This is a genomic window from Lactococcus petauri, assembly GCF_023499275.1.
GTDB lineage: Bacteria > Bacillota > Bacilli > Lactobacillales > Streptococcaceae > Lactococcus > Lactococcus petauri.
In genome coordinates this window covers 40,083-57,610 of record NZ_CP094882.1, presented here as the reverse complement: position 1 = coordinate 57,610, position 17,528 = coordinate 40,083, and the positions used below count along the sequence as shown (strand labels likewise).

Genomic DNA, 17,528 nt, shown 5'->3' with positions numbered 1-17,528 from the left:
AAATTCTGCTATAACTCAAATAAAAATAGGACAAGGAATTATACTCTATTGTCCTTTTACTTCCCCCTAAAAAGATAAGTTCTTCATAAAAAAGTCTCCTTTTGCTTTCTTATAACTAAAAGGAGACTTTTTTATTTGTTACAGCAATTCTGGGTTGAACTCTAATGGAAGGATTTTCACTCTATTTTCTAATATTAATTTATGAAGTAGATTATCTCCATGATTTTCATTTTTTAAAGTTTCCGCATATTTTAATATCAAATTGGATACTCTATTAAATTGTTTCTCTTCCTCATCTTCTATCTCTGGATTATAGAAAAATATTAATGTAGTATCTCCTGAGTATAAATCAACTGAATCAAAAATAGATAAAAAATATGAATAATCCGCTTCACCCAAACCATGTCCATAAAACTTTATTTGCTTTGTTCGCTTAGAATATAATTTTTTTACACCAAAAGTATTGGCCATCTTTAAAGTCCTGAAGGTTTTTGTAAATTCTAGAAATAGTTTTACTTGTTCATTTCCATCAGTAGTTTTAGTATTTTTTAAATCATGTAAATCAATACCAAAAATTGTCCCTTCTGTTTGATTAGAAAGCTTACCATGTACATTTCTATATTCATTTAATGGGATTTTTTCATCCTTATCAAACGTTTCCACTTCCGTATAATTAAAAGAAAGTACATTTGTTGTTAAATTACCCTCTGGTCTATATTCAATTGATCCTTCAGCATCGTAGCCTTTTATAACTTTTGTAAACAATTTATTTACGGATTTTCTATAAACCATTGCGTCTGCTTCATGTTTCAAATATTCTGCAAATTTACTTTCAAATTCTTTTAGATCATTTAATAAGGCTCTCTTATAACTCATCCACCGTGATTTAATTTGTTCTTCTTCTGATAAAAAATCTTCGTCTGATAGAGAATAAGAATTCTCATTTGTTTTATGGTATAAGAGTTTCATAATAGGCTCATAATACATATACTTCCGTTTTGTAGTTTCACTAAAATCAGGATGCGCTAAATTGTAAGTGTGCCATCTTCCATAGGAATCATCCCTGTAAACACAAGCATAATACAATCCTTCCAAGTGATTAGAGATTGTTTGTTCCACATCAGTCCATGTATTGAGACTAACATTTTCATAATAGTAAAATATGATTTCCCAAACATTCATAGAATCTACAAGTGATGAAAAAATTGATAAATCTGAACTAAATTTTTGGTATTGATTAATATGACTCTTAAAGTCTATAAAAGACTCCTTATATTCTTTATCAAATATATACCTATAAAAATCTTCATACTTAGATTTTAAATTACAAGCTAAATCAAAACCATTCCCTAAAATAATTAATTGCTCCAAAGTTTCTCCTCTTCTAGAATTTATATTAAAAAACTTCTCCCTATAAGGAGAAGAAAACCGAATTGTGTATCTAAAGTATATCAAAAAATTCAATAAATGTGAGTTTTATTTACGAGTCGAACTTTATTATGCTTTGGATTCTTTAACTTTCTCGGTTTAACTCATCTCTATTTTTTGTATCTTCTTCTGTATCATACTCATCGAGCAGTTTTTTCTGCGCTTCAGATAACTCACCTGTCGCAAAAGCACCCCACTTCATCATTCCTCGGTCATGATAAGTTCTGATAGCTTCATATTCACTATATGAACGATCTACTGTCATATGTTCTCACCTCCTGCTGCAGCGTGTCCGCCTATCATTTTATGTCTCTCTAGCACTCTTGAACCTGAAGCTAATGCACTTGCTTTTTGTATGGCTGTGAAGTCAAACTTCTCTCTGATTTCATCTACAGCTCGCTGCAGCGCTTCTTGTTTGCTCACTTGCTTATCATCTTCAAGCATAGTTTCAAAGAGTGTCAGTTGCTTTATATTCTCGTCTGATAAGTGAAAGCCCCCTATCCCAATTTCTCGTACCGATCCACCCTGGTACTTTGAAGAGAACATTCTTAAGGCTTCATTTTGAATCACTAACGTGCTTTGTGTAGGGTTTATTTTACAGGACACTTTAATTGATGGCGCATTGCTTTGATAAGAGTGTCTGACCCATAAAGAAAGTCCTCCAGCCAGCTTCTTTCCTTTACGTAATCGAATGGCTAAGTGTTCTGCCATTTCCTTTATCACAAGCACGATTTCTTCTCTTCTTTCATAATCCCTTGGTAAAATCTGACTGTTGCTGTAACTCTCAGATTTTTTTATGTGCCTGTCACGTACATTGGTTTCATCGATACCGTTGGCATGAAAGAATTGCTGAAGTCTAATCATTCTCACTTGCTTTCTTCTTATATTACTCGAGCCAAAAAATTGATTATCTCAATATTATTTATTGAAAAAGATAATTTATAGTTATATAATATTGACATAATCAATATTATATAATAAAAAGGAAAAAAATGAAAAGAAAATCTTCAAAAATAGACACACTCGCTTCTGGGAATAGATTAAGAATGTTACGAAAAGCACGATCAGAAAAATTCAAAAAAGAATTTATTAATAATGGAATAATAGATCCTCGTGAAATCAGAAAATTACTTAAACAACAAGAAGAAACAGATTATCATGAAATGGGATATTCTAATCGCCGTTACATGAAAGAAATGTTACGCGGAACAAGAGTTATAACTGGAGAGGTTGCAACATTCTATTCCGAAAAACTTTCTGTTTCTGAGGAATGGATTTTCTATGGTTCCTTATATGAGCATATTTGCTATATTATGAACCCCTTACCCCAAACTGTTTCTAAATAGGATTGTTTGCGTATTGAAATAGAAGCACAACTACAAGGAATTTCTTATAATCAACTTCAAGACTTTATTCAAATCGCTCATAACCTCAATATTTTAAAAGAAATTACTCCTTTTACAAACATAGTACATGTCTATGATGAAGGCGAAAAAGGACAAGGCCATTTATTGCTGATGTACCATCTCTATGGAAAAGCTTATTCACCAAAAGCCTCAAGACTTCTCATCACTCAATTACTGAAAGTACTCAATGCTAGACAAATGTTGCTTCTTACAGAAGAATCACTCTTCTTATATTTCATTGACGAAATAGCTAGAAAATTGCCTCAAGAATCTCAAAATTTAATGACACTCACAGGTGGAGTTCGAGAAGTTATCTCTAAATTAGATGGAGAGTTCTCTCTTGCAGATAGCTTAACTCAAGCAGAAGCAATACAACTCCTTCCAAAGCTAAATAAAGCATGCCTTATAGCTCAGAAAGAAAAACAAAATGATATTAAAAATATGATCCGTGAATTTGGTGTCGATGCAACCACTAAAGAGTACCATGCCTACTCTCAAAATTTAATGAAAGTCATTACCGAGTTTGAGAATCTAACAAGAAAAAAAGCTACCTTAGAGGAAGTAAAAAACCTCTCTCAAAAATATATATCTGAGGAATCCTTAAAACAAGCTTTTGATTACAAAAAAAATATAAAAGACGAAAAAATCAGAAAACAGTCTGAAAAAATATTAGATGAACTTCTTGAAATCATTATAGAAAACAAGTACTTTGTAGAACATACCGCATAAAGTACTTGTTTTATTGTTTTATTGTTTTATTGTTTTATCATTTTTATTTCAATTAAATAACATTTGCACTTTGTGTTTTAGCTACAAGACCCTTAGAAATCCTTACTATACGTGTAATATCAGTTTGTTATACTTATTTCAAGAGTTGAGGCGTCCGCTCTTAAAATAAAAAAGAACACAGAATACACAAATTCTGTATGAGGTAAAAAACATGAAAACATCATTTACAAACAACAACAAATACTCAGAAGAAACAGCACACAAATACATCAAAACAGATGTTCCTCTTCATTGCACTTCTTCTTTTATTGAGATTCAATACGAATATATTGATAATAAACGGACAGATAAAATTACAGGATACAAGCTCTGGTTTGCTCAAGAAGGGTTAAATCCCTTCAGTGTGAAATTTGAAAAAGAACCTATACTTCCTCATTTCCTGTCTCTTGTCGAGCTAAAAGAACTTCAAGGAATTGAAATTCGAAACAATGTTTATTTTAAAGCAGAGACTGTAAAAGAGGTGAAGTAATATGGAACTCACAAAAATAGAACTTGAAAAATATTTAAATCAGAGCCTAAATATGGCTCTTTCTATTAACGGAGAATCGACTTACACCAATTCCTTCTTTGTCAAAGTTAAAGAAAACGGCTTTCTCTTTATTCCACGTACCCCTGCAGGTTATTTGATTGATGATGCTCTTTACCAAAAAATATTCATCATCGCTAATGCGAGTCTCTATCCCCGATATACGCTTTTGAAACAAAATTCTGCCTACTTCATTCCCAATGAGACAGAAGATATTCATACCGAACGTGCACTCTTCTTCCCATGGTTTAAAGGTATCAGTGAACGCCTTGTTCTCTCAAATTTGGAAGAAAATATAAGGAAGAATAGTGAAAACACTATTCCCCTCATGAAAAACTTAACGGTGAATTATAACCATGTGACCGGTATGGTTATTGCAGGAAATTCCGGCAGTGGGAAATCTTATTTCCTGACCTATCTCTTAGAGCAGCTTCTCCCAATATCAGAACTAATCATTGTGGATCCTAAATTTGATAGCCCAGCACGCTGGGCAAAACATCATGGCTTATCTGTCCTTCACCCTGAACGTAACCGATCAAAGTCTGATTTTGTAAGCCAAGTAAACGATGCACTAAGCTCTGTTCTAACTATCATTTACCAACGTCAGGAAGTCTTGTTTGAAAATCCAACTCATGAATTTGAGCACTTAACTGTAGTGATTGATGAAGTGTTAGCACTCTCAGAAGGGGTAAATAAACAAATCAAAGATGCTTTCATGTCTCTTCTAAGCTCTATCGCGTTACTTGGTCGGGCTACACGTTGCCATTTGGTCCTTGTGAGCCAACGCTTTGATTTTAATGCCGTCCCTGTTTCTGTGCGTGAACAAGCCAATGTACTCATTCAAATTGGAAATATAAGCAGTAAAACCATTCAATTTCTTTTTCCAGATTTAGATCCCGAGGGAATTGTGATTCCTATTGGAAAGGGCACTGGACTAATTCAAGTCATTGATAGCGAGCACCCTCATCAAGTTCTTCCCCTTCTTACGCCCACATTTTACACAGAAAGAGGCATCCTCTCATGAAACCTTACAGAAAGACCTTCTTTATCCTAACTTATAATCTCTTAAAAATAGCGACTCTTCTCCTTCTTATTTCCTTAAGTACAACCTTCTTATTGTTCTTTCAAATCCAACACGGAAAAATAATTAGTGGAGTAAAGCCTCTCTTTACTTACCTTATAGCGTGGTGTCTTTTCCTTATTTTCCTTCTTCTTGCTTTACTTTTAAGCGAGGCCTATTCACGTCTCAAGAATGACCAACTAAGAAATTGTTTGAAGTCTTTTTGGGCAACCTTCAGGTTACGTCACTTCTTAATCCAACACGATAAGTATAATCAAGTAAACAAAGAAGAAATGGTGAATAGAAAAGATCCTGTCCTCCACTCTTTTAATCGTGCTGCTCGAAAAGCTGTGCTTGATTTAAGAGAGGATCAACTTCTCTTATGCTTAAAACTCCCCAAAGAACTCCAAGCTCAAGCTCTTTTTAAAGCGCAGGAAGAAGCAATTAGAGAGCATATTTCTAACCTCTATCCACATTACATTCTCTCACCCTTTGAGCGCCAAAAATTTAATTTATGGCTTAAAGGTACAAAAGAAAAATAAAAGGTGTGCTTTTGGTTTCGGAACGAAAAACCAAAAAGCACACCCTAAAAGACATTTTCTATTGGGGCCTACTACGACCCCCAATAGATCAATAATCATTAATCAAGAAAGGAAAAAAGCAGATGCAAAAACAGAAAAAAGAGCAACGTTCAAGCAAATGGGCCTTCCTTCTCTATAAGGAAAGTGCGCCCAAAGATTATCTTGAAGTCTTAAAAGAGTTTCATATTCCCTTTATTCTTAGCCCATGGCACGATAAAGATGTCAATAGAGAAACAGGAGAATTTAAAAAAGCCCATAAACACGGGGCACTCTTCTTTGACTCTCTCAAGAGCTATTCTCAGGTGTCTGAGCTACTCACAGAGCACCTTCACACTCCCGCACACGTTGAAATTGTCCGCTCCCCTAAAGGCATGTATGATTACTTTATTCATGCGGAAAATCCTGATAAAACACCCTATGACATTAATAATATAGAGAGTGGTTGCGGGTTTGAATTAGAAAATTTCTTAAGGGAACAAAATAGTAATAAATTCTTTATCCGAGTCATTGATGTGATTGAAGAAAAAGATTTAGTAGAGTTTGAGGATTTAGTCCGTTATGCAAGACTTCATGATTCTTCACTTTTATCTCTTATCATAGATAAAACTTACTTTTTCACAAAATTTCTTGACTCAAGAAGATATAAGACACCAGCACACCGTGAAATTCCAAAGGAGGATTTACAATAATATGACACAACTCAATATTCACTCATCATTAGAAATTGAATCACAGCTCTCTCTTATTATCACCCTGATGCAACAAGTTTCAGAAACAAAATCTTCCCTTGGAATCTTAAGTCAAAAAGAACTCCTTGCACAACTCAATATATCACCGAACACATTGAAATCATGGGAAAAACTAGGATTGAAGCGCTTAGAACCTCCAATTGAAGGAACACGTACTGTCTATTATAAGACAAACGATGTTGTTCAATTTTTAGCAAGTTAAGTAAAAAAAATGGTAAAATAGGTCTATTCATTGAATATAGAGAACACCTATTTAGCCATTTTTGTTTATCCGACAAGAAGGCAAGCTATGAATAAAGAAATCATTTATCACAAAGATAAAAAAATTACAAAAACAACCAAAAATAATGGAACTTTTAGCTATACTCAAAGAGGTGTTTATCTCGGAGTTGATTTAAAAACAGGAAATAAAGTTACTACTTCAATCACTGGGCGTACACTTAAGGAACTAGATAGAAATTTACTTCAAGCAAGATTAGACTTCAAGAAAAATGGTTCAACTAAAAAAGAGCAACTGAGTATAAGTTCCTTCTCAGATTTAGCCAAACTATGGTTTACAAATTATCGTTCAATGGTCTCCTCAGAAAACACCTTGAACCGTGTAGGCAGTTATATTGATAACTATATCATTCCTCAATTTGGCGATTATAAACCTGAAATGATTGAACCTTCTGACATTCAAATTTGGTTAAATACCCTTGTTAAAAATGCGCATGAAGCTGTGGATTTAGAACGTTCAGCAAAAAATGGTAAAACTCAAGAATTCGGAGCTATCATGCACAAACTCTCTGATATTTTTGATTATGGTATTACTAATTTCAACTTGAAAACCAATCCTGCTTCTGTTGTTAAAATTCCACCCAAACCTAAACGCAACAAAAAGCAGGTTAAAGTATTGCATGACGATGATTTAAGCATTTGGCTAACGTTTTTGAAAACTCTCCCAAACAATAGAGCAAACAAACGATTTATCCTTATTTGTGACACATTACTGGCTTCTGCCCTACGAATTAATGAGTTGTTGGCTTTAACTCTCGATGATTTGAATCTTGAAACATCAGAGATACGTGTTGATAAGACACTCATGTGGAAGAAAGCAGATAAAAAGAATGGTCTCAAAGGAAAGGTAATTTGTAAGCCAACACCGAAAACCCAATCAGGTTATAGATCTGTCTCTATACCAAGAGAGCTTATTCTACGCTTGATTGAATGGCACAAGGAAAATAATGCTTATTTTAAGCAAAATGACATTCCAGACTCTCCTTTAATTTTTCCAACTGTACACGGAAATTATATGTGCGATAGGAATGAGAGGGCAACGCTTAAAAAGCGTTTATCTGAAGCGGGACTCTTTAAAAATGGGTTTCATCTCTTCAGGCATACACATGCTTCAATCTTATTAAATGCTGGCGCGAATTGGAAAGAGATACAAACAAGGCTTGGTCATAAATCTATATCTACTACTATGGATTTATACGCGGAATTAGCTCCTAAAAAGAGAGCAGAGATTTCAAGCTTATTCAGCAAAAAACTTACTGAACTTTCTGCTTAATTTCCTGCATCTTACAAATGACTACATTTATGACTACATTTCGATTTTAAAAAATAAGAAAAAGCAAACAAACGTAGCCATAGAAATACTCTAAAGGCTAAAAAATTAAATTTGTGTTCTTTAAAGAAGTTAAATAATATTAAACCGCTGTGGCGGTTTTTTGTTTCTCGAGAATACTCCTCCTTGAAACTAAAAAGGTACTATTTACCTAGCTTCACAAACAAAAAACTTCCCAACATCATGTGGGAAAGCTTTTCCTATTTTTTATTATTTAAGATTAAAGCGACCAGTAAACACCTGCACGTAAATTCTTCACCGTCATCATAGCCAAGAAACTTAAAATATAGAGCACGGAGATGAAGAGCATAACAGTCATGATAGAGTAATGTGCCAAGATAAAGCCAATAACTATTGAAGAAAAACCTCCAATACAGCGCCCCGTATTCATAATCACATTATTTGCTGTCGCACGTACTTCTGGCGGATATAGACGAGAAACTACAGCCCCATATCCTGTAAACATACCATTTGAAAAGTAACCAACGACGGCACCAACTAAAGTTAGTGATGCAAGTGTTGTTGGAATAGTCAAGACATAAACAGCCAAGGACGATGCGATAAGGAAGAGACCAAAAGCTACTTTCGGACCAAGTTTATCCAAAATTTGCCCAAAAGTCAGCATACCTAAAGACATACCGATAATGGTCGCAATCATCCATGATGATGAACCAGCAACTGTTAAGTTCAGTTTTTTCTGCATAATTGTTGGGAGCCAGTTCATCAGACCAAAGTAACCAGCGATTTGAACGATCGCCATCCACATCAGAACAAGTGTTTGGTGTGTCAATTGGCGTGTTTTAAACAAGTCGGAAATTTTTCCCTTATTTTCAGTTTTTATGGCTTTGAAAGAATCACTTTCCTTCAGGTGCTTTTGAATAAAGACTGTCAAAACTACTGGCACAAGTCCAAACAAGAACAAGAAACGCCAACCATAAGTGGGTAAGATATTCATTGACAAAATTGCTGCACACATCGCGCCAACTTGTCCCGCAACGGCAACAATCGAAGAAGTTCGACCCAGCTTTTTCTTACTGAAATTCTCAGCGAGAATAGTCATTCCGACCCCATATTCACCACCGCCACCAATTCCTGCGATAAAACGTAAGATATAAAGCGAGGTAACACTGTGTGAGAAATAAATCGCGCCCGTTGCGAGACCAAAAATGAGAATCGAAAGGGATAACATTTTTACACGTCCAAATTTATCGGCCAGAATCCCAAAAAGAATTCCGCCCAGCAACATCCCCAAGTTAGTTACTGTAGAAATTGCTCCCGCTTCGGTCGTTGTTAGACCAAATTCGCCAATAATTGACGATAGTGCGAATGAAAGAAACATGATATCCATGTTTTCTAAACCAAATCCAGCAGAAACCAAGGTTCCTACTTTGACTTGATAGGCGCTCACAGCCTTGGGATGTGCCGATGTGTGTGTTCTCATATTTAATTCCTCCAAATGCCAGATCTCTGCCTGACTTTATTTGCTTTTAGACAGTTTATCACTTTAAAAATTGTGATTCAAGGCTCAGCCAACCTTACACGAAACTAAATCATCAAATGTTCGGCTTTTGCTATAATTTATCTTTATTCTAAGAAAATACGAAGAACTATATTTCCTAGCCCGTCAATAAGACATTTATCCGAAGCTAGGAAATTTTTTTTGCTAGAATAGAAATATGTGTACAAGTATAAAAATGCAAGCTGCTGATGAAAGCATCGTCTTCGCAAGAACAATGGATTGGCATAGTTTTATCCCCGAAGCTCTCGTTCTACCACAAAATTACCAGTGGAAAAGTGTCTATAATAACAGGAATATCTCCAATGTTTATACTATATTAGGAGTAGGACGAAATATTCCGGATTTGCATGCGGATATCTCAGATGGCGTTAATGATTTTGGACTTTCTGTCCAAAAACTTACTTTTTCTAACCACTCAGAATACGCTGAATATGCTCATGAGGATAAATTACAGCTCGCGCCTTTTGAATTTGTCACTTGGGCTTTAGGAAACTGTCGTTCAGTAGCCGATTTGATAAACCAACTTGAAAGTGTCCAACTCATGAGCGACACCTTTTCGCATTATAAATTTGGCCGGAGTGATTTGCACTTCTCCGCTGTCGATCCAACAGGTCGTATGATTAATATTGAACCGCGCAATGGCAGTTTTGAGATTATCGAAAATACAATCGGTGTGGTCACAAATGCTCCTAAATTTGAACGTGAAATCCTCAAGTTACAAGATTATATGGATCTAACTACTCAACCCTTAGCACCTAACCGTATTTCAACTGGGGATTTCAGTGGGAAGCCTGTTTTTCCAGGAGGGTTTACCCCAACCTCGCGCTTCATCCGTGCCACAATTCTTAAAGAACGTGCAATTCTGCCTGCTGATGAACAACAGAATATCAGTGAAATTTGGCACATTTTAAATGCTGTCACTGTGCCCAAGTCTGATGGACGTTCAGATACTTATACTGTTTATCGCAGTGCGGTAGATTTGAATAGCCGTACTTTATATTTTCAAACTTATGATTCTCTTTCCATCATAAGTTATCCATTTCCTGATTAGTTTAAAACCGCCTCAAGCGGTTTTTTGCTCTTTTTCTTCTATAGTAATAATATTCTTTAAATGAAATCCCTTTCTTAAAAAAAATCAAAATTTTAACGCAAAATTATAGACGCTCCGTCCATTTTGTGCTATAATTGCATATCGTAAACTCAATAAGGGTTGTAATGATAATCTTTGCTAATTATAGACACGTTGTTCTTTTATATTTTAGTAATAGAGGAGGATTTATGGAAAATAGAAAAGAACGTACGAAATCAAAACTTCGCGACGCAATAACACAACTTTTACAGGAAAAATCGTTCGATCATATCACAACAACTGAGCTTGTGAAGGTTGCTAAAATCAGCCGAAGCGGCTTTTATACGCATTACCAAGACAAGTATGATATGATTGACCAATACCAAAAAACCTTGTTTAATACGATCGAGTATGTCTTTGAAAAAAATAATGGCGATCTTCATAAAACCATGTTAGAAACTTATGAGTTCCTTGATAACAACGAGATTTATGCTGCTTTATTTTCAGAAAATGGCAGTAAAGAAATCCATCAGTTCATGCAAGCCCAACTGAAAAATATTTTGGCACGTTCAATCCTGCCACAAAACCCTAAGCGTGAAAAACTGGACAAGTTGGAAAGTATCTACACCACAACTTATTATGCTAATGCCATTTTCGGTTTAACTCAAGCTTGGATTCGGCGTAAACGGAAAGAAACACCAGAACAAATTTCAGAACTGTTGATGGCTCTGATTAGCTGATAACAAAAATTAAAACTGCCTTAGATTTACTAAAAGAGGAGAATATGTGAAACATATAAAAAATACTGGGAAACTATTTATTCTGGATTGGAAGCGTATCTTTAAAAATCCAATAGCAATCTTTTTAGTGATTGCTTTGATGTTTATTCCATCCTTATATGCTTGGTTTAATATTAAAGCCCTTTGGGATCCTTATGCGAATACTTCACAGCTCCCAATAGCGGTTTATAGTGATGACCGAACAGAGAAATTCCAAGACAAATCGATTAATATCGGTGATGAAGTCCTGAAAAATCTTAAAGAAAATAAACAACTCGGTTGGAAGTTCGTTGACTCTAAACAAGAGTTGGATAAGGGTGTCAAATCTGGTAAGTACTACGCAGGTATCTATCTGCCAGCGGATTTCTCTAAAAATTTGCTTAGCTTCACCACAGGGGATATCCAGAAGCCTAAAATCGTTTATTCCATCAATGAAAAAATAAATGCTATTGCCCCAAAAATTACTTCGAAAGGTGCGTCTTCATTACAAAGTCAAATTTCCGAAGAATTTATTAAAACGGCAAGTAGCACATTGCTTAAAACTTTTAATGATATCGGATATGACATTGATAAAAACATGGTCAGCATCCAGAAAATTAAAAACACTATCTTATCTACTAACGATAATTTAGATACAATTGACCAATATACTCAACAAGTCGTTGATTTACATGGCAAAATGCCTGATTTGAAAGCGAAGCTCGCTAAGGCAAATGAGTTTATTGACTATTTGCCTGAGGTTGATGCACTTGGTCAGAAAGTGGTCCAATTGGACGACAGCATGCCAACTGTGAAAAATCAGCTTGCAATTATTATGACCTTGCAAGAAAAAATCCCTGAAATTCAAAATGCTGGTAAACAGATCGCAATGATTGACAATGACTTTGCCTCTGTTGAGCAAACCATGAATGAGGGTATCCAAGAAGCCAAACAAGGCTTGACTATTATTCAACAAGTCCAAACTGCCTTGCCAGACATCCGCAAACTTGGCAACCAAGCCAATGAGCTAGCTTCTACTACTTTGGACGGTGCAACGCAACTTCAAAATGCTTTGCCAAGTATTACAAGTAGTGTAGACATCACTCTTAAATCACTTCAAACCTTTGCTGATTCGACATCTTCATTTATCAAATCAATAAAGGCAGTCATAGGAGATAAAACTCTTACAACTGAGGAAAAGATTGCTGTAATTCAAAACTTCCAAGATAATGTCAAACAACAGCAAAATACTGTTAAATATCTGATTAAATTTCTGGAAGATATGCAAACAAGTACAGGAAACAACAACCTTGACGGAGTGATTACACAACTCAAATCCTTCTCTGAAGAACTCACAAAACTTGATGGGCAGCTAGACACTTTGAAAGCGGCTGTTCAATCTGACATACTTCCAGATATTAATAAAGCTCTAAATGATGTTGAAGAACTCGCTAATAACATTTCTGGACTTGTTAGCCAAATAGATGTTCAAGATATAGCCGCAAAAGTGCAAAACGTCCTCACCCAACTTATCGATACCATCAAAAATGCCCAAGGTCTCCTAACAAAAGCCCAAGCTATTGATTTTGAATCCTTGCTCAGCTCAACAAGTAAGACGGTTTCTAATGCGATTACCTTGCTTGAAAAGTATCAAAAAGAAATGCCTGCGATTAAGCAAGAAGTTCACGATGCCAACATTATGCTTAACGGCAATATGAACACTATTGTCAACGCGATTAATAAAGGTGCTTCACTTTATCAAAATGAATTGCCAGTTGTGGAGCAAAAACTTGATAAAGCCGCTGATTTTGTCAAAAATGATTACCCGGGTATTCGTAAAGATTTGACAGAAACTTTGGGTACGGTCAACCAAAAAATGCCTGATCTTGAAAAAGCCTTGAACCAAGCAAATGACCTTATCGTCAATGACTGGCCAGGAATCAAAACAGGAATTCGTAAAGCCGCTGATGCTATTCGTAAAGGTGAAAAAGAAGTTGATTTAGGCGAAATTGTAAAACTACTAAAACTTGATGCGACGAAAGAAAGTGACTTCCTGACACAACCTGTTGAGGTTCAAGAAAATGCAGTCTATCCAATCGCAAATAACGGTTCAGCCAGCACACCGTTCTATACTGCTCTTTGTTTGTGGGTTGGCGCTGTCCTCTTCTCTAGTGTCGCTGTCACCGGCTTCCACTTAGAAGGCAAAGATAAACTGCTTTACTCTAAACGTGAACAATTCTCAGCACGTATGCTTACTTTCATCGTGATGGGACTAGGACAAGCGCTTATCGTTACCCTTGGGAACTATTTTGGCCTTGGTGTAGACGTACGTAATCCTGTTTATAGTGTCTTATTTGCCTTACTGATTGCTATAACCTTTATGATCATGGTTTATGTTCTAGTAGCTTTGTTTGGAAATATCGGGAAAGGGATTGCCATTATTATCTTGGTCCTCTCTATTTCCGGTGGGGGCGGGAACTACCCTATTCAAGTCTCTGGTAAATTCTTCCAAGCGATTAACCCTTACTTGCCGTTTACCCATGCGGTCAACCTCTTACGAGAATCTGCTGGTGGTATTTATTGGCCAAACGCTTGGCTTGCCATCATCATCCTCGTAGCCGTTTCTATTGTCTTTTTAGTCGCTGGGCTTATATTCTTCCCACATCTCGAAAAAACCTCTAAAAAGATCTCAGAAATGACCCAACGGAGCCATCTCTTCCACTAATCAAAATAAAAAACTCATATTTTTATGAGTTTTTTTATTTTTTCCTTGACCTTGACCTAAGGTCAAGATATATAATATTAGTATCAATGAAAGGAGCGTTATGCAAAATATTAAAGCTATCACGAAAATGACAGGTTTAACCTCCAAAACTTTGCGCCATTGGGAGTCTGTTGGACTTCTGGCCCCAGCGAGAGACCAAAACGATTATCGTTTATATTCTGAACAAGATATTGCCCAAATTTTTTATATCATGAGCTTAAGAAAGTTGGACTTGCCGCTTGATCAAATCAAAAATATCCTCTCACAAGATCAAGATGAAAAGAAAACTTTAAGCCAACATTTGATGCGCTTAAATGATCAACTCAAGCACCTTGAAAAATTGATTGAACATCTGTCATACAAATTAGAAAAAGGAGATTACCACATGAATGAACAAGAATTTGAACTTCTCAAGAGTACGCAACTGAAAGAAAACGAAGATAAATATGGCGCTGAAATCCGTCTAAAATGGGGCAGTGAGCGCGTCGATAAGTCATATCAAAAATATGCCCAAGCCGATCAAGCCAAAATCAAACATTGGCAAAAATCCCACGAAAAAATGATTCAAATGTTGGAAGAAGCTTATGAAAACAATGATGATAATCTCGCTAAACAAGCTATTACCCTCCATAAAGAAATCCTGGAACTCTTTTGGCCCGAAGAAACTATCGCTCCGGAAGCACATATTGGCTTAGGGCAAATGTATGTTGAGGATCCTCGCTTCCGTAGCAATTACAACCAAAAACACGCACAACTTCCAGAGTATTTCTTAGAAGCAATAAAAAATTACTACAAATAAAAAAGCCCAAAGGCTTTTTTATTCTATTTTTTTCCGCAGTTTTTCTACAAAAAGATAAGCCGCTGGACAGGTCACTGTGTTTTTCAAGGTCAGATTATTGATTTGATAAATCTTTTTTCGATCTGTATGGGGAAATTCACGGCAGGCCTTAGGACGGACCTCGTAAATACTGCAAAGATTATCACTTCCAAGAAAGGGGCAAGGCATCGTTTGAAAAACCTTGTCACCATCCTCGTCTATGCGTAAATATTGGGCTTCAAAATCGGCCGCCTTTATGCGCAGATACTTCGAAATACGGGTAATGTCAGCTTCTGTAAAAAGCGGACCTAAGCTCTTACAGCAGTTAGCACAAGCCGTACAATCAATTTCAGCAAAAACTTCATCATGTGTTTCTTTTACAATGTAATCTAGGTTTTTGGGTGCTTTCTTTTTTAAGTTGCCCAAAAATTTCTTATGCTCCTTCTTTTTTTGCAGAGCCAAATCTTTATAATGTTCTATATCCATTTCTTTATCATTATATCATAATCAAAAAAACAAAAAATGCCTGAGTTCACTCAAACATTTTCTGCATTTAGGAGTAGGTTTTATGAAAAATTTTATTGGAATAAGGATATTATAATGGACACGACTTAAGCTAGGCTAAAGCCACACTGAAATAAAACTAAAAGTGCACTTTATCCCAAATTATGCTGTTTCAAAAAGACTTAAAATATGATAGAATAAGGCGATAACCTTTAAAAAAGTTAACTTTTTTAAATCAATATACTCTAGGAGAAAAATATATCCATGCTTACAGTTTCTGATGTTTCCTTACAATTTTCTGATCGCAAGCTTTTTGATGATGTTAACATCAAGTTTACGGCAGGAAACTGCTATGGTTTAATCGGTGCCAATGGTGCCGGTAAATCAACTTTTTTAAAAATCTTGGATGGTGAAATCCAACCCACAACTGGTCACGTTTCAATGGGACCAAACGAGCGTATGTCTGTCCTCCGTCAAAATCACTATGACTATGAAGATCAAACACCACTTGATGTTGTTATGATGGGTAATGAAAAGCTCTATGCCATCGCACAAGAAAAAAATGCCATCTACATGAAAGAAGACTTTTCGGATGAAGATGGAATGCGTGCTGCTGAACTCGAAGCGGAGTTTGGTGAAATGGGCGGTTACGAAGCCGAAGCCGAAGCAGCTCAACTGCTTCAAAGCTTAGGCATTAAGACTGAGCAACATTATGATCTCATGGCAAATCTGACTTCTGGCGAACACGTTAAGGTCCTTCTGGCACGCGCTCTTTTCGGTAAACCCGACGTTCTTCTCTTGGACGAACCAACTAATGGTTTGGATATTCAAGCGATCAACTGGCTTGAAGACTTCCTTATCAACTTTGAAAACACCGTTATCGTTGTATCCCATGACCGTCACTTCCTCAATAACGTTTGTACTTATATGGCTGACCTGGATTACGGCAAAATCAAACTTTATCCTGGTAACTACGATTTTTGGAAAGAATCTTCCGAGCTTGCCCTTCGTCTACAAGGAGATGCAAATCGTAAGGCTGAAGAAAAAATCAAAGAGCTGCAAGATTTCATCGCCCGCTTCTCGGCCAATGCTTCTAAATCAAAACAAGCCACATCACGTAAGAAAATGTTGGATAAAATCGAAGTGGAAAGCTTTGTACCTTCTTCTCGTAAATATCCTTTCATCGGTTTTGATCAAGAACGCGAAATCGGGAATGACTTACTCCGTGTAGATAATTTGTCCGTCGAAATCGATGGGGAAAAAGTCATTGACAACATCAGCTTTATCTTAGCTCCTGGTGACAAAACTGCCTTTATCGGTCAAAATGATATCCAAACAACTGCTTTGATTCGTGCCTTGATGGGCGATATCGAATACACAGGTGAAATTAAATGGGGTGTTACTTCATCACGTTCTTATCTTCCAAAAGATAACAGCCGTGACTTTGCGACAGACGAATCTATCTTGGATTGGCTCCGCCAATTTGTCTTAACTAAAGAAGAGGATGACAATACTTACCTCCGTGGTTTCTTGGGACGTATGCTCTTCAAAGGCGAAGAATCTCTCAAGTCTGTTTCTGTCCTTTCAGGGGGAGAAAAAGTTCGTGTTATGCTTTCTAAAATGATGTTGCAACGTGCAAATGTTTTAGTTCTTGATGATCCAACTAATCACTTGGACTTGGAGTCAATTTCTGCACTTAATGACGGACTGAAAAAATTCAAAGGCAGCATTATCTTTGCTTCACATGACCATGAATTTATCAATACGTTAGCAAATCATATCGTTGTTATTTCTAAGAACGGTGTCATTGATCGTATTGGAGAAACTTATGATGACTTCTTGGCTAATGATGAAGTCCAAGCTAAAGTGAAAGAACTTTGGTCTGAAGATTAAGATCAACTTTAAAAGAATAAATTGTTGCTCCGCCAAGACTATCTTGAAGCGGAGTA

At 36.1% G+C, this 17,528-nt stretch carries 17 protein-coding genes and 1 pseudogene; 13 read left to right on the top strand and 5 right to left on the bottom strand.

Features of this window, described 5'->3' with window-relative positions:
- Positions 1-138 precede the first annotated feature (138 nt).
- The 3 genes and pseudogenes from lgb_RS00280 to lgb_RS00270 all read right to left on the bottom strand — a co-directional run.
- The gene (locus lgb_RS00280) at positions 139-1,371 is read right to left on the bottom strand and encodes an AbiH family protein (RefSeq protein ID WP_019293848.1); all 1,233 of its coding nucleotides are present in this window, start codon (positions 1,369-1,371) and stop codon (positions 139-141) included.
- 142 nt (positions 1,372-1,513) lie between these two features.
- Positions 1,514-1,693, bottom strand: a complete 180-nt coding sequence (locus lgb_RS00275) for a hypothetical protein (RefSeq protein ID WP_019293847.1) — start codon at positions 1,691-1,693, stop codon at positions 1,514-1,516.
- A pseudogene (locus tag lgb_RS00270) lies at positions 1,690-2,286 on the bottom strand (DinB/UmuC family translesion DNA polymerase); the annotation flags it as partial. The gene lgb_RS00275 and the pseudogene lgb_RS00270, both read right to left, overlap by 4 nt.
- A gap of 134 nt (positions 2,287-2,420) precedes the next feature.
- On the opposite strand from lgb_RS00270, the gene lgb_RS00265 reads away from it, so the two are divergent.
- The 8 genes from lgb_RS00265 (at position 2,421) to lgb_RS00230 (ending at position 8,091) form a co-directional block, all read left to right on the top strand.
- The gene (locus lgb_RS00265) at positions 2,421-2,774 is read left to right on the top strand and encodes a hypothetical protein (protein WP_064305274.1); all 354 of its coding nucleotides are present in this window, start codon (positions 2,421-2,423) and stop codon (positions 2,772-2,774) included.
- A 6-nt stretch (positions 2,775-2,780) separates the two neighbouring features.
- Entirely contained in the window at positions 2,781-3,563 is a 783-nt protein-coding gene (locus tag lgb_RS00260) for a hypothetical protein (protein ID WP_019293231.1), read from the top strand.
- Between the two features lie 211 nt (positions 3,564-3,774).
- Positions 3,775-4,092 (top strand): hypothetical protein, encoded by a 318-nt coding sequence (locus tag lgb_RS00255; RefSeq protein WP_019293230.1) that lies wholly within the window; start codon positions 3,775-3,777, stop codon positions 4,090-4,092.
- Between the two features lies 1 nt (position 4,093).
- On the top strand, positions 4,094-5,173 hold the full coding sequence (locus lgb_RS00250; RefSeq protein WP_019293229.1) for a cell division protein FtsK: 1,080 nt from the start codon (positions 4,094-4,096) through the stop codon (positions 5,171-5,173).
- 248 nt (positions 5,174-5,421) lie between these two features.
- Complete coding sequence (locus lgb_RS00245) at positions 5,422-5,751, top strand: hypothetical protein (protein WP_131005659.1); 330 nt, start codon at positions 5,422-5,424, stop codon at positions 5,749-5,751.
- 122 nt (positions 5,752-5,873) lie between these two features.
- Complete coding sequence (locus lgb_RS00240) at positions 5,874-6,479, top strand: replication protein (protein WP_019293227.1); 606 nt, start codon at positions 5,874-5,876, stop codon at positions 6,477-6,479.
- A 1-nt stretch (position 6,480) separates the two neighbouring features.
- Positions 6,481-6,741 carry a MerR family transcriptional regulator gene (locus tag lgb_RS00235; protein ID WP_019293226.1) on the top strand — a complete coding sequence of 87 codons (261 nt, stop codon included), beginning with the start codon at positions 6,481-6,483 and terminating at the stop codon, positions 6,739-6,741.
- 87 nt (positions 6,742-6,828) lie between these two features.
- A complete protein-coding gene (locus lgb_RS00230) occupies positions 6,829-8,091 on the top strand; it encodes a tyrosine-type recombinase/integrase (RefSeq protein WP_019293225.1) in 1,263 nt (420 codons plus the stop codon).
- Between the two features lie 277 nt (positions 8,092-8,368).
- On the opposite strand, the gene lgb_RS00225 is transcribed toward lgb_RS00230, so the two are convergent.
- A complete protein-coding gene (locus lgb_RS00225) occupies positions 8,369-9,589 on the bottom strand; it encodes an MFS transporter (protein ID WP_019293224.1) in 1,221 nt (406 codons plus the stop codon).
- A 235-nt stretch (positions 9,590-9,824) separates the two neighbouring features.
- Here lgb_RS00225 and lgb_RS00220 point away from each other — a divergent pair, with 235 nt between their 5' ends.
- The 4 genes from lgb_RS00220 (at position 9,825) to lgb_RS00205 (ending at position 15,057) form a co-directional block, all read left to right on the top strand.
- Positions 9,825-10,718, top strand: coding sequence for a choloylglycine hydrolase family protein (locus tag lgb_RS00220; RefSeq protein WP_019291936.1), 894 nt, complete (start codon positions 9,825-9,827; stop codon positions 10,716-10,718).
- Positions 10,719-10,945: 227 nt separating this feature from the next.
- On the top strand, positions 10,946-11,476 hold the full coding sequence (locus tag lgb_RS00215; RefSeq protein ID WP_003133604.1) for a TetR/AcrR family transcriptional regulator: 531 nt from the start codon (positions 10,946-10,948) through the stop codon (positions 11,474-11,476).
- Between the two features lie 46 nt (positions 11,477-11,522).
- Complete coding sequence (locus tag lgb_RS00210) at positions 11,523-14,219, top strand: YhgE/Pip domain-containing protein (RefSeq protein ID WP_019293223.1); 2,697 nt, start codon at positions 11,523-11,525, stop codon at positions 14,217-14,219.
- 100 nt (positions 14,220-14,319) lie between these two features.
- The gene (locus lgb_RS00205; protein ID WP_019293222.1) at positions 14,320-15,057 is read left to right on the top strand and encodes a MerR family transcriptional regulator; all 738 of its coding nucleotides are present in this window, start codon (positions 14,320-14,322) and stop codon (positions 15,055-15,057) included.
- An 18-nt stretch (positions 15,058-15,075) separates the two neighbouring features.
- Here lgb_RS00205 and lgb_RS00200 read toward each other — a convergent pair whose 3' ends face one another.
- A complete protein-coding gene (locus lgb_RS00200) occupies positions 15,076-15,561 on the bottom strand; it encodes a YkgJ family cysteine cluster protein (protein ID WP_019293221.1) in 486 nt (161 codons plus the stop codon).
- Between the two features lie 282 nt (positions 15,562-15,843).
- Here lgb_RS00200 and lgb_RS00195 point away from each other — a divergent pair, with 282 nt between their 5' ends.
- Positions 15,844-17,472 (top strand): ATP-binding cassette domain-containing protein, encoded by a 1,629-nt coding sequence (locus lgb_RS00195; protein WP_014024105.1) that lies wholly within the window; start codon positions 15,844-15,846, stop codon positions 17,470-17,472.
- Positions 17,473-17,528: the final 56 nt, after the last annotated feature.

Bases quoted from the DNA above. Each gene is read 5' to 3' on its own strand.
- lgb_RS00200 (WP_019293221.1), bottom strand. From the start codon at position 15,561: ATGGATATAGAACATTATAAAGATTTGGCTCTGCAAAAAAAGAAGGAG.
- lgb_RS00215 (WP_003133604.1), top strand. From the start codon at position 10,946: ATGGAAAATAGAAAAGAACGTACGAAATCAAAACTTCGCGACGCAATA.
- lgb_RS00225 (WP_019293224.1), bottom strand. From the start codon at position 9,589: ATGAGAACACACACATCGGCACATCCCAAGGCTGTGAGCGCCTATCAA.
- lgb_RS00240 (WP_019293227.1), top strand. From the start codon at position 5,874: ATGCAAAAACAGAAAAAAGAGCAACGTTCAAGCAAATGGGCCTTCCTT.
- lgb_RS00235 (WP_019293226.1), top strand. From the start codon at position 6,481: ATGACACAACTCAATATTCACTCATCATTAGAAATTGAATCACAGCTC.
- lgb_RS00195 (WP_014024105.1), top strand. From the start codon at position 15,844: ATGCTTACAGTTTCTGATGTTTCCTTACAATTTTCTGATCGCAAGCTT.
- lgb_RS00205 (WP_019293222.1), top strand. From the start codon at position 14,320: ATGCAAAATATTAAAGCTATCACGAAAATGACAGGTTTAACCTCCAAA.
- lgb_RS00265 (WP_064305274.1), top strand. From the start codon at position 2,421: ATGAAAAGAAAATCTTCAAAAATAGACACACTCGCTTCTGGGAATAGA.
- lgb_RS00255 (WP_019293230.1), top strand. From the start codon at position 3,775: ATGAAAACATCATTTACAAACAACAACAAATACTCAGAAGAAACAGCA.
- lgb_RS00220 (WP_019291936.1), top strand. From the start codon at position 9,825: ATGTGTACAAGTATAAAAATGCAAGCTGCTGATGAAAGCATCGTCTTC.
- lgb_RS00275 (WP_019293847.1), bottom strand. From the start codon at position 1,693: ATGACAGTAGATCGTTCATATAGTGAATATGAAGCTATCAGAACTTAT.
- lgb_RS00230 (WP_019293225.1), top strand. From the start codon at position 6,829: ATGAATAAAGAAATCATTTATCACAAAGATAAAAAAATTACAAAAACA.
- lgb_RS00250 (WP_019293229.1), top strand. From the start codon at position 4,094: ATGGAACTCACAAAAATAGAACTTGAAAAATATTTAAATCAGAGCCTA.